Here is an 11,546-nt window from a genome sequence, read left to right on the forward strand (position 1 = left end):
TGGTCCGCTTGGGGGCTTGTCGTTATGGGTTCAGCGCGTGGCCTTGGGGCCGCTTGCCAGAAGAATGACGGAGATGATGATGAGGCCGGTGAGGATGAGGCGGATGCCGGCGCCGAAACCGTAGGTATTCAGCATCGAAACCACCAGGAACATGAAGAGCGAAGCGCCCCAGATGCCGGGCACATTGGAATCGCCGCCCGCCACCGCCGTTCCGCCGATGACGACGACGGCAATGGACATCAGCAGATATTCCGAGCCCATATTGAGCGCAGCACCTCCGGAAAAGCTGGCGAGCAGATAACCGGCAATCGCCGCCAGCACCGCGCAGAGCACATAGGTGACGAAGCGTGCACCGTCCACCGGAATGCCGGTCATGCGGGCGGCGAAGGTGCTCTGACCGATGGCGGAAATCCAGCGTCCGTAAAACGAGCGGTCGAGCAGCAGCCAGGCGATGACCGAGAGCAGCAGGGCCACGAGGGCGACATTCGGAATGCCGAAGAAACTTGACGTGGCGAATGTGGCCAATGTTTCCGGCGGCTTGATGCGCAGGCCGCGGTTCGACCAGATGGCGATGGATTGCACGATGAAGCTCATGGAGAGCGTCGCGATGATCGGCGGGATGCGCAGGAGCTTGATCAGCGCATAATTGCCGATGCCGATGGCGATGCCGATCAGGATGGCGATCAGCAGTCCGGGCAGGATAAGTCCGTCGGACACATCCATGAATTTGAGCGCCAGCGTCCCCGACAGCGTCATCGTGGCGGGAACGCAGAGGTCGATATTGCCCGGTCCGAGCGTGATGACGAACATCTGGCCGATGCCGACGATGACCGAAAAGGCTGCGAAGGTGAGTGCGGCATGCGACAGGCCGAAGGAGCTTGCGCCGCCGGTGAAGAGCACGGTGACAATCCAGACGACCGCCGTTGCGGCAAAGGACCATATCCATGGTTTTCTGGTGAGGGAAGAGAGCCCGTTCATTGGTTTTTCTCCCGTTTTTCAAGACGGTTGAGCAGAATGCGCAGCGCCAGCACGATGATGAGGATCGCCCCCTGCGCGCCGATCTGCCAGTCCGGCGAAATGCGCATGAAGGAGAGGAACGAACCGGCGAGCGTCAGCGTCAGCGCGCCGATGACGGCGCCGATGGGCGATACCCTTCCGCCGACGAATTCACCGCCGCCGAGAATGACGCCGGCAATCGAGAGCAGCGTGTAACGCAGCGCGATGTTGGCGTCGGCCGATGTCGTCAGCCCGACAAGGGCGATACCGGACAGCACCGCGAAGAAACCGGCCAGCGCAAAGGTGGCGGCGCGGATGCCGACGACCGACCAGCCGGAGCGCTCGACCGAGCGGAAATTGCCGCCGACGCCGCGCATAAGCACGCCGAAGGAAGAGCGCATGACGATATAATGGGCGACGACAGCGATCAGGATGCTGGCGACGATGGCGATCGGCACGAAAGGCGGTTTTGCCGTCATCAGCTCCCGGATGAAGGCGGGGGCCTGGCCGCCGGGCGAGGGAAGAATAAGGACGGCGAGGCCGCCCCAGACGAAACTCATGCCGAGCGTGACCACGATGGAGGGCAGGGCGCGGATATGGATGATGGCGCCAAGCAGTGCATAAACCGCAATCGCACCGGCAAAAATCGCAGTGCCGAGGATGGGCGTGGTCTGCAGGAAAGTGGCGGTCACGCAGGCGCAGAAACTGACGAAGGTGCCCATCGACAGATCGAGATCGTTGACCGACATGATCAGCATCTGCGCAATGGTGGCGAGCGCAATCGGCACGGCCAGATTGAACAGCAGGTTCATGCCCGTATAGCTCATGGCGCGCGGCTGCATGTAGAAGACGGCGGCGAGCAGGAAGGCGAGCGAGGCGGCGGGAATGATGAGGCGGAGCGCGTTTGCCGAGAGTTTCATGCGTGGTCTTCTCCGGCAAAGGAGGCCGCCAGCACATTCTGCTCGGTAATATCGTCGCCGACGAGTTCCGCCTGGATGGTGCCGTCGCGGAACACATAGACCCGGTCGCAGAGGCGGATTTCGTCCATTTCGGTGGAGTACCAGATGAAGGTGCGGCCGTGGGAGGCTTCGGTTCTCAAGATGTCATAGACCTCCTGTTTGGTGCCGATATCGACGCCGCGCATCGGGTCGTCCATCAAAACCGTGCTGGCGGTGGTGGCAAGCGCACGGGCGAAAAGCACCTTCTGCTGGTTGCCGCCGGAGAGCGAAAGGATCTTGTTGCCCATGTCGGGCGTGCGGATTTCGATGCGCTTTTTCCATTGCGCCCCAAGCTCGGTTTCCTTGGCTCTGTCCACCATGCCTGCGGCTGAAATATCCCTGAGCGAGGCGATGGACAGGTTTTTGAGGATGCTCCACAGCGGGAAGGTGCCGTTCAGGCTGCGGTCGCCCGCCACGAAGGCGATATCGGTCTTGCGCGCGGGCAGCCAGCTATTGTTGCGGGCAAGATAAAGATCGAGAAGCGCTTCGGTCTGGCCATGGCCGCCGAGACCGGCAAGGCCGACGATTTCGCCGCGAAAGGCTTCGAAGGCAAGGCCTTCGCCCCGGCGTGCCGGCATGGAAAGCACCTTCTCGCCTGCCTTGCGGCTTTCACCCCGCCGCCTGTCCTGTTCCTTGACGACGCTGCCCATGGCCTCAACCAGCGAGCGGGTGGTGAAGTCGGCGGCCTTCCGGTCGGCCACCACCCGGCCATCCTTCATCACCACGATACGGGTGGCCGTCGAAAGAATTTCGCCGAGAATATGCGAGATCAGCAGAACCGAGCCGCCCTCACGCACGAAACGGCGGACATAATCCATCAGCTGCTCGGCAAGACCGGCATCGAGCGAGGACGTTGGCTCATCGAGGATCACCAGTCTCGGCGCGTGCGGTATGCGGCAGAAATTGATGGCGATTTCCACCATTTGCCGTTCGGCGATGGAAAGTTCAGCGATGGTCAGTTCGCAATCGATGCCGTGGCCGGGGAAAATTTCATCCAGTGTCTGGCGGATCGTCGTCAGCGCACGGCCGCGCCAGTTTCGCCCGCCCGTGGCGGCATGCATGATGCGGACATTTTCGCTGATCGTCAGGTTCGGGCAGAGCGACAGTTCCTGAAACACGCAGCGAACGCCGTTCGCGCGCGCGGCGGCAATGCCGTGGCGGTTTTCGTTGCCGCCATAGGAAACGGAACCCTCATGCGGCGTCAGCCCGCCATTGATGACGTTGACAATGGTGGACTTTCCCGCGCCGTTATGGCCGACGAGCCCGAGGCATTCCCCAGCGCGGATGACGAGATCGGCCCCATCCAGCGCCCTTACCGCGCCGAACACGACCTTTACGCCGCGCGCAGCGACGACTTCTTCCGCCTCGATGATGTCATTCATGAGCAACTACGCCAGTGATGTGAAAAGTGATGTGAAAATCGGATAATATGGTGGCTATTGCGGCGCCCGTTCCGGGAGCGCCGCAATAGCCAGGCTCTGGGCCGATCCGGCCTATTTGGCCGATGCGATGGCCTTCTGGGCGTCTTCCTGTGAATATTCCACATTCGCCACGCCGCCCTTCTGGGTCGTCTTCAGGTTTTCCTCGAGATTGGCCTGGTCGATGCGCAGGAAGGGTACGGTCAGGTCCTTCTTCACATCCTTGCCGTCGAGGATTTGCTGCGCCACCCAGAAAGCCAGCGTCGAGACGCCGGGCGCGATGGAGACGGACATGGTCTCGTAACCGCTTGCATCCTTCTGCTGCTTCCACCATTGCAGCTCGTCTTCACGGTTGCCCATGACGATGGTGGGTGTCGGGCGCTTGGCGGCGGCGAAAGCCTGTGCCGCGCCATAACCGTCGCCGCCCTGCGTCACGACAGCCGCGACTTCGGGAAGGCTCGGCAGAATGCCGGCGACGGCGCGCTGCGCGACGTCCTGTGCCCAGTCGCCATTGACGGAACCGACGATCTTGAACTGCGGGTTCTTGGCGACGCCGGCGGCGATGCCGGCGTGGATTTCATCATCCACTGAAACGCCCGCAAGGCCACGGATTTCAAGCAGGTTTCCACCCTTCGGCATGGCCTTGGCGAGATAGTCGATCTGGCTTTCGCCCATCGCCTTGAAATCGACCGCGATGCGCCATGCGCAGGGCTCGGTGACGATGCCGTCGAATGATACGACGGTGATGCCGGCATCGCAGGCTTCCTTCACCGCGCCGTTAAGCGCGGTCGGCGAAGCGGCGTTGATGACGATGGCGTCGTAACCCTGAAGAATGAGGTTCTGGATCTGTGCGGCCTGTTCGGTTGCCTGGTTTTCGGCAGTCGTGAAGGCGTCAGCGGCGGCGACCTGTTTGTCGGCAACCGCCTGCTTGGTGATCTTGTCCCAGCTCGTCAGCATTGCCTGACGCCAGGAATTACCGGCATAATTGTTTGAAAGCGCGATTTTTTTGGCCGACGTATCGGCATGAGCGGTGATCGGCAAAGCTGCGCATGCGACAGCGGCCGATGCCAGAAGCATCTTCCTGAAAGCCATTTGATTTCCTCCCTCGTGGCTTGCCCTTTTCGAGCCCGGAATTCTCGCAGGCCGCAAATCTCCTCGGCGGCAGGTGGAATTCCTTTGCACTGGAGCTCCTTTCCCCAGTAGAAGCGAGAATGACCAAGAAGATTTGGCTTGTATAGGCGGATCGCGGCAATCTTCCTGCGGGTTCCCGCAGAAAGCATGCGGGAACCCGCAGGACGAAACGCCGCTGCCGGGCGCAGAATGAATGATGCGGCGCCCTAGGGGTTGAAGCTTCGCCGCGATGGTCGAAGGCAGGCGCTTGGGAGGGCGTCCGCACATGCTGGATACGCCGAAAAGCGCTCTTTTTCATCATTATATGGGCATTTCGCGGCTGCTTGCCGGGCAGCTCGAATTTAATGCCATCATCCAGGCGGTCGCCACCGAGATCAGCCACATCATCCCGCATGACCATATGGATGTCTGCATCAAGCAGCTGGATGACAAATATCACATTGCCTATGAGAGCGGCCTCGTCAGCGCCTGGAGCCGGCAGCCGCCCGCCCTTTTGACCGGTAGTCCGATCCGGACACTGCTGTCAGGCGAGGTGGAATACCTCTTGAGCGGCGACGCCTGTTCCGATCCGCGCTTTCATTTCGAAGGGTCGTTTTCAAGCCCGATCATCGAACTTAACCTGCATAGCCGCCTGCATGTGCCGATGAAGGTGCATGGCGACATTATCGGCGCGCTGAGTTGCTCCTCCCACCGGTCGGACGCCTATACGATGGAGGATGTGGCGAATGCCCGCGCGGTCGCAGATTTGCTGGCGCCCTATTTCTACGCCATCCGCGCCGCCGAGCAGGCCAAACGCTCCGCCATCGAGGAGGCGCGCGCCAATGCCCGCGAGGAGGGCCTGCGTTTAGGCGCGCTGCAATTGACCGAGGCGCTGGAGGCCGAACGGCAGCGCATCGGCATGGATTTGCACGACCAGACGCTGGCGGACCTGACGCGGTTGGCGCGGCGCATCGAGCGCATGAGCCATACCCCCGACCTGTCAGGCGAGATGCTGGAGCCGGTGGTGCGCAGCCTGCAGCATTGCATGCAGGATCTGCGCGAGATCATCGAGGAGGCGAAACCTTCGATCCTGCAATTGTTCGGTGTCGTTGAAGCCATCGAGACCTATGTGGACCGCTCCGTGCGCGACAGCGGGTCGGCAATCGACTGGTCGGTGACGGATGAGACGGACGGGCTGGTGGAAAGGCTGGACAAGACGGTGGCCATCTCGCTGTTCCGCATCGTGCAGGAGGCGGTGAACAATGCCATTCGCCATGCCCAGCCCGAAGCGATTGCCGTGAAACTGACCGCAATCGACGGCGGGTTGCGGGTGACGGTCAGCGACGATGGCAGCGGCGGCGGCGAAGGCGGGGCCTCCGGCGGCCTCGGCATCGGCAATATGAAGACGCGGGCGCGGCTGATCTCGGCGAGATTCGATATTGGCCGCAATGGCACGGGAGCGGGAACCCGCATCACGGTGACGTTGCCGGCAGGCGCTTGCGACCGGCGGGAGGAGTTGTGACATGGACGTGCTGATCGTCGAGGACGATGCGCTGCACCGCGCCTATCTGAACGAGGCGGTGCGTGCCGCGCTGCCGGAATGCGACAAGGTGCTGGAGGCGGCAAACGGCAGAACCGGCGAAAAGCTCGCGCGGGAAAACCGGGCCGCCCATATCGTCATGGATTTGCAGATGAACGAGCGCAACGGCATCGAGGCGGCGCGCACCATCTGGAAGGAAAGGCCGGATACCCGCATCCTGTTCTGGTCCAACTATTCCGACGAGGCCTATGTGCGCGGTGTTTCCCGCATCGTGCCGGAAGGGGCCGCCTATGGCTACGTGCTGAAATCCGCCTCCGATGACCGCCTGCGGCTGGCGCTGCGCAGCATCTTCATCGAGGCGCAATGCGTGATCGACCGGGAAGTGCGCGGCCTGCAGGAAAAGAGCCTCGGCAAGGCGCATGGCTTTACCGATTCCGAATATGAAATCCTTGTCGATGTCGCGCTAGGGCTTACCGACAAGGCGATTGCCCGCCGCCGTAACCTGTCGCTGCGCAGCGTGCAGAACCGGCTGCAAAGCCTCTATGAGAAGCTGAATGTGCATCAGGCCGCCGGCGATGACGAGGCGGAAGGCCGGTATAATCTCAGAACCCGCGCTGTTACCGTCGCTTTCCTGCGCAAGCTGCTGAATTACAGCGCGCTGGAAAGAGCCGAGCGGGAGCTGGCGGAATGGGCGGGCAGCCGCTGATCCTCAGGGCAGGAAGGCAAGCAGCCGTCTTTCATCCGCCCTGAGGCCGGAGACGGGCTTTGCCCCGACTTTCAAGATGCGGCCAAGCTTTTTCTGCGCTTTCTCTTCCGTCGCGATATCGAGGACGGCCGGGTGCACATAGCTCTTGCGGCAGATGGCGGGCGTGTTGGAAAGCTCCGCCGCCGCTGCCTCGCACATGCCCTTCATGCTCGGCTTGTCGCCCGCCGCCACATGTTCCATGGCGTTGCAGAAGGCGGCGAGCGTTCCGCCCCAGGTACGAAAGGTCTTGGCGGAAATGCCTTGCCCGCCGATGCGGGAGAGGTAAGCGTTAAGGTCGCTGGAATCGACCGAATGCACGCGGTTTTCACTATCCTGCCAGACGAAGAGTTCCTTGCCGGGCAGATCGGCGATCTCCTCGAGGATTTTCTGAAGGCGGGGGTGGCGCAATTGTCGTTTCACCTTCTGCCCGCCCTTGGCGGCAAACCGCAGCTCGATGGTTTCACCGAAGGAGACGTGCCGCTTGAGCAATGTCGTTGCACCATAGGTGCCGTTGGTTTCGAGATAGGAGCGGTTGCCGACGCGCAGATAGGCGGCATCGAGCAGCAGTGTGAGCGCCGCGAGCGTCATTTCCGGCCCATGATCCTGTTTTTCTATATCGGCGATGGCGCGGCGGCGGATGGCGGGCAGCGCCCTGCCGAAGCTTTTCAGCTGGAAGAATTTCGTCTCGCCCCGGAGCGCGTGCCAGTCGGGATGATAACGATATTGTTTTCGCCCGCGGGCATCGAAACCCGTAGCCTGCAGATGGCCGGCGGGGTCGATGCAGATCCACACGTCCTTATAGGCGGGCGGCACGCCGAGCGCTTTGATGCGCTTCAGTTCGACGCTGTCGGACAGAAGTTCGCCGCCCGGCAGACGGTAACAGAAACCGCGTCCGCGTTTCTCGCGGGCAATACCCGGCTCCTGATCGTTGACATAGGCAAGTCCGATTTTGGCAAGAAGGCGGGTGGGCGGCTGTGGCATGGTTTTTTCCGGCAGGTTTCACGCTGCGGCAAACGAAAAACAGGCCGCCTTCGTTCCGGCGGCCTGTCGTTCCAATCGTGAGTTTTCTCAGCCGGCCTTTTTAATCAGCCGGCCTTGGCGATCCGCAGAATCTGCGATTCACCGCCGCCGCGCTCTTCGGTCACGGCATAGATCGCGCCGTCCGGACCGACCTTCACGTCGCGAATGCGCGCTTCCAGCGGTAGCCGGCTTTCGATGGCGACCCTGTCGCCATCGATATGCAGGATGACGAGACCCTGACTTACCAGACCGCCGACAATGAAAGCGCCCTTCCATTCGGGAATCTGGTCGCCGTCATAATAGGCCATGCCGGAGGGGCCGATGACCGGATCCCAATAATAAACCGGCTGTTCCATGCCTTCCTTTGCGGTAACGCCTTCGCCAACCGACCTTCCGCTATATTCGACGCCATAGGTGATGACCGGCCAGCCGTAGTTCAGGCCGGCTTTCGGCATGTTCAGCTCATCGCCGCCGCGCGGGCCGTGTTCCACGGTCCAGAGCCTGCCTTCTCCGTCCAGCGCTGCCGCCTGCAGGTTGCGGTGGCCATAGCTCCAGATTTCGGGGAGGGCGTTTTGTTGGTTGGCGAAAGGATTGCGTTCAAAGGCCTTGCCCTGTGTATCGATGCGGAAGACCTTGCCGAGCCCGCTCGACAGGTCCTGCGCCTGCACGCGCGGCTTTGAGTCGGAACGCTCGCCGACGGTGACGTAAAGCTCTTTGTTCGGTCCGAAGACGAGGCGGGAGCCGAAATGCTTGTCGCCGTCATAGGTCGGCATCTGGCGGAAAATCACCGCGACATTGTCCAGCTTTGCCGCGCCTCCCTCCTCGGTCAGTTTCGCCGAGGCTACCGACGTGCCGTTGCCGCCATCGCGCGGTTCGGAGAAGGAGAAGAAGATGGTGCGCGATGTTTCGAAATCAGGAGCCAGCGCGATGTCGAGAAGTCCGCCCTGTCCGTCGGATGCCACCTCCGGCACGCCCGCGATCGCCGGGCCGGCCTTGCCGTCGGCGACGATATGGATGGCGCCTTCCTTGGCTGCGACGATCATGCGGCCATCGGGCAGAAACTCCATCGACCACAGATGCGGCAGGCCATCCGCGATCACGGTTTTTTCGACGCTTGGCTGGGTGGCGGCCTGTGGCGCGCGGGTCTGACCCTCAAAAGCCGGTTTCTGATCCGGCGCATTCGGCCGTTTCGTTTCGGCGGCCGGGGCCTGGGCCTGCGCAACGCCGGCAAGCGGCACGGCGAGCAACGCACACAGGATCGTCGAACTCAGAAATCGGTTGTTATGGAACATGGGTCTCCCTTCCTTCGTTTACGTCAGGCAGAGAACCATTTGGGGAGGATTTCGTTTCCTGCGATAGTTTCAAGAAAACTTGATCACTCCGTGTGCAGGCGGCACGCTCTTTTCTCATCCATGCGAATTCATAAGGAACCGACGGCCTGCGGTCACGTTTTCCCCTTTGTTACAAGGAGGGCGCCATGCAGATCATCGACAACAAGACCATAGACGGGAACAGAACCAAGCCGATCCTCAACGTTGCGGAATTCTGCAGGCGTTACCGGCTGGACAAGGCCGAGGAAACCCGGCTCCGAAAGCTGTTCGGCGAGTTCGCCTCGCGGCACGAGCTTCTGATGAATGCGCAGCGCAAGCCGAGTTTCCGTTGATCATTCCTCCGGGTCGATAGATTTTCCGAATATCATGAAGACATCATAACGGGTGTTCTTGCCCATTATCTGATGCGAAGGCTTGCGAATGCCCGGCATCGGCTCGGCGCGCAGGGGCCATTTCAGAACCACCCGCTTCGTCGCATTCTCCAGCGCAGCCTCCATTAGCTCCACCTGATCCGGGTCGGAGCCAACCAGTTCCCTCAGCACCCGCATCTCCTTTTTCACCAGCGCCGTGTTGTGGCGCGGCGGATGCATGGGGTCGACAATCACCACCTCCGGTGAAAGCTCTTTCAGCAACTGGCGTGAATCTCCGTGAAGAAGCGTCATGCGTGCTGCCGCCTCGGCATAGGCGCCCCCAGCCTCCAATGCGCGGCGAATGCCGTCCGCAAGATGGGCATGCATTCCCGGCGAGCGTTCGATGAGGGTCACTTCCGCTCCCAGTGAGGCCAGCAGAAAAGCGTCGCGCCCGAGGCCTGCGGTCGCATCCACGATCTTTGGCGTGCGGCCCTTTGTGAAACCCGCGGCTTTCGGCAGGGCCTGTCCGCGCCCCTCGCCGGAGCGGAAACGGTGGCCAACTGCACCGCCGACAAAATCTACTACGAAGCTTTCGTCTTTTTCTTTCATCGCAGGCCTCAGAAGGGGCAGGGCACGGTATAGGTGACGTCCCGGCCATCCGGATGGCGGAACCCGACCTCCTGCGCATGCAGCATCAGGCGCGGCGCGGCGGCAAGCGCTTCGCCCTCGGCATAAAATTCATCGCCGAGAATGGGGTGGCCGAGCGCCTTCATATGCACACGCAATTGGTGGGTGCGGCCGGTGAGGGGGGTCAGCGCCAGCCGCGTTGCCGGAAGCGGCAATCGCTCCAGCACCCGCCAAAGGCTCTGCGCCGGCTTGCCGTTTTCGTGGTCGACCCGGTGGCGTGGCTTGTTTTCGGGATCAATGGCGAGCGGCAGGTCCACTTCTCCCGCTTCTCCGGCGACCTCTCCCCAGACAATGGCGATATAGGATTTGCGTGTCTGACGGTTTTCAAACTGCGACGCAATCGCCGCATGCGCCTTGCGGTTCAGGGACATCAGCACAATGCCTGACGTGTCCTTGTCCAGACGGTTGATCATCAGCGCTTTCGGGAACTGTTTCTGCACCCGCGTCATCAGGCTGTCCGAAAGCGCCGGATCGCGCCCCGGCACCGATAAAAGCCCGCTTGGCTTGTCGAGCACCAGCAGATCGTCGTCGCGGTGCACGATGGTGAGCCAGGGGTCGAGTGGCGGATGATAGACGGGGTTGGAAAGCTCGGATGACATGTCGCTTCCTTAGCACGAATTACGCATTCGGACAGGCGCTGGAGCATTTCCAGGAAAAGTGGACCCGGTTTTCCGTCCGGAAATGCGCCAAAACAAAGAGTTAGAGTGTTTTCACGCTTCGAAGAAAAGCGAAAACACTCTAGTCGGGAATGTGGAGATTGACGCGTCCGCTGGTCAGGTCACTTAAAAGCCGGGTGAGCCGTTCGGCTTCCTCTGCCGGAACCGAAAGCAGCATATCCGCGCCGGTTCCGGTGAAATCTTCCTTTTCCACCCGCAGGTTTTGTGTGGCGGAAAGGCGCGATTTCACCAGCGCCAGATCGGAAAATGGACAGCTCAAAGTCGCGCTGACATAGGCGATGACCGGCGAGGTTTCTCCAAGCCGAAGACACGCCGCCGCCGTGCCGCCATAGGCGCGCATGAGACCACCGCTGCCGAGCAGGATGCCGCCAAACCAGCGGATGACGAGAACGGCGACATTGTCCAGCGCCTGGCCGTCTATCGCTTGAAGGATCGGTTTTCCCGCCGTGCCGGAAGGTTCGCCGTCATCGCTGAAACGATAGGTCTGGCTGCTTCGCCAGGCCCAGCAATTATGGTTCGCATCCGGATCGGAATGCGCCGCTAGAAAGTTTTTCGCGTCCTCTTCGCCCGTCACCGGTGCAGCAAAGGCGATGAAGCGGCTTTTCTTGATATCCTGCGAAAAGGTGACGGGGCGGTCGAGCGTGAACATGGGCGTTTCAATATCGCATATATTC

General features: G+C 61.4%; 12 protein-coding genes. 3 read left to right on the plus strand and 9 right to left on the minus strand.

What is annotated here, in order from left to right:
- Nucleotides 1-30 precede the first annotated feature (30 nt).
- The 4 genes from CFBP4996_RS21270 to CFBP4996_RS21285 all read right to left on the minus strand — a co-directional run bounded on the left by CFBP4996_RS21270 (nt 31) and on the right by CFBP4996_RS21285 (nt 4,504).
- Entirely contained in the window at nt 31-978 is a 948-nt protein-coding gene (locus CFBP4996_RS21270; RefSeq protein WP_003522111.1) for an ABC transporter permease, read from the minus strand.
- Nucleotides 975-1,916: an ABC transporter permease gene (locus CFBP4996_RS21275; protein ID WP_080853892.1), complete on the minus strand. Its 942-nt coding sequence runs from the start codon at nt 1,914-1,916 to the stop codon at nt 975-977. Before CFBP4996_RS21275 ends, CFBP4996_RS21270 begins: the two co-directional genes overlap by 4 nt.
- Nucleotides 1,913-3,376: an ATP-binding cassette domain-containing protein gene (locus CFBP4996_RS21280; RefSeq protein ID WP_080853891.1), complete on the minus strand. Its 1,464-nt coding sequence runs from the start codon at nt 3,374-3,376 to the stop codon at nt 1,913-1,915. Before CFBP4996_RS21280 ends, CFBP4996_RS21275 begins: the two co-directional genes overlap by 4 nt.
- A 111-nt stretch (nt 3,377-3,487) precedes the next feature.
- Nucleotides 3,488-4,504 (minus strand): ABC transporter substrate-binding protein, encoded by a 1,017-nt coding sequence (locus CFBP4996_RS21285; protein WP_003522114.1) that lies wholly within the window; start codon nt 4,502-4,504, stop codon nt 3,488-3,490.
- Nucleotides 4,505-4,808: 304 nt separating this feature from the next.
- Between CFBP4996_RS21285 and CFBP4996_RS21290 the strand changes: the two genes are divergently transcribed.
- Complete coding sequence (locus CFBP4996_RS21290; RefSeq protein ID WP_080853890.1) at nt 4,809-6,044, plus strand: GAF domain-containing sensor histidine kinase; 1,236 nt, start codon at nt 4,809-4,811, stop codon at nt 6,042-6,044.
- A gap of 1 nt (nt 6,045) precedes the next feature.
- Nucleotides 6,046-6,768: a response regulator transcription factor gene (locus CFBP4996_RS21295; protein ID WP_003522116.1), complete on the plus strand. Its 723-nt coding sequence runs from the start codon at nt 6,046-6,048 to the stop codon at nt 6,766-6,768.
- Nucleotides 6,769-6,771: 3 nt separating this feature from the next.
- Here the strand turns inward: CFBP4996_RS21295 and CFBP4996_RS21300 are convergent, their stop codons facing one another.
- Both CFBP4996_RS21300 and CFBP4996_RS21305 read right to left on the minus strand, forming a co-directional pair.
- Nucleotides 6,772-7,788, minus strand: a complete 1,017-nt coding sequence (locus CFBP4996_RS21300) for a DNA topoisomerase IB (protein WP_080853889.1) — start codon at nt 7,786-7,788, stop codon at nt 6,772-6,774.
- Between the two features lie 104 nt (nt 7,789-7,892).
- The gene (locus CFBP4996_RS21305; RefSeq protein WP_080853888.1) at nt 7,893-9,119 is read right to left on the minus strand and encodes a PQQ-dependent sugar dehydrogenase; all 1,227 of its coding nucleotides are present in this window, start codon (nt 9,117-9,119) and stop codon (nt 7,893-7,895) included.
- A gap of 185 nt (nt 9,120-9,304) precedes the next feature.
- Here CFBP4996_RS21305 and CFBP4996_RS21310 point away from each other — a divergent pair, with 185 nt between their 5' ends.
- A complete protein-coding gene (locus CFBP4996_RS21310; RefSeq protein ID WP_003508485.1) occupies nt 9,305-9,490 on the plus strand; it encodes a hypothetical protein in 186 nt (61 codons plus the stop codon).
- Here the strand turns inward: CFBP4996_RS21310 and CFBP4996_RS21315 are convergent, their stop codons facing one another.
- The 3 genes from CFBP4996_RS21315 to CFBP4996_RS21325 form a co-directional block, all read right to left on the minus strand.
- Nucleotides 9,491-10,117: a class I SAM-dependent methyltransferase gene (locus CFBP4996_RS21315; protein ID WP_080853887.1), complete on the minus strand. Its 627-nt coding sequence runs from the start codon at nt 10,115-10,117 to the stop codon at nt 9,491-9,493.
- 8 nt (nt 10,118-10,125) lie between these two features.
- On the minus strand, nt 10,126-10,794 hold the full coding sequence (locus CFBP4996_RS21320; RefSeq protein ID WP_080853886.1) for a pseudouridine synthase: 669 nt from the start codon (nt 10,792-10,794) through the stop codon (nt 10,126-10,128).
- Nucleotides 10,795-10,933: 139 nt separating this feature from the next.
- Entirely contained in the window at nt 10,934-11,521 is a 588-nt protein-coding gene (locus tag CFBP4996_RS21325) for an IMPACT family protein (RefSeq protein WP_080853885.1), read from the minus strand.
- Nucleotides 11,522-11,546 lie beyond the last annotated feature (25 nt).

The organism is Agrobacterium leguminum, assembly GCF_005144435.2.
Classification (GTDB): Bacteria; Pseudomonadota; Alphaproteobacteria; order Rhizobiales; family Rhizobiaceae; genus Agrobacterium; species Agrobacterium leguminum.